A 225-nucleotide genomic window follows, 5' to 3' on the forward strand; every position below is an offset into this window, starting at 1 on the left:
CTCCACCCCTACTCCCGCACCTCTCACCAACCTCCCACCATCCCTCCACAACCACACTCCTCCCCCACCCATCTCTTCCCCCTCACCCACTCCTCCCACACCCACACCCTTCACCACCCCCTCCCTCTCCATTCCCTCCCCCTCCTCCTCGCTCCCGACGCCTCCCTTGCACAGCTTGTTCACCACCATCGCGATACCACCCTCCCCCCTCACCTTCGCCGCCCT

Annotated in this window: 1 protein-coding gene; it reads right to left on the reverse strand. The window is 65.8% G+C overall.

What is annotated here, in order from left to right; genetic code table 11:
• On the reverse strand, nt 1-189 hold a 189-nt coding region (locus FS507_RS18325), incomplete at its 3' end, for a hypothetical protein (RefSeq protein WP_222121492.1).
• Nucleotides 190-225 lie beyond the last annotated feature (36 nt).

This window comes from Corynebacterium glyciniphilum AJ 3170 (assembly GCF_007673095.1).
Lineage (GTDB): Bacteria > Actinomycetota > Actinomycetes > Mycobacteriales > Mycobacteriaceae > Corynebacterium.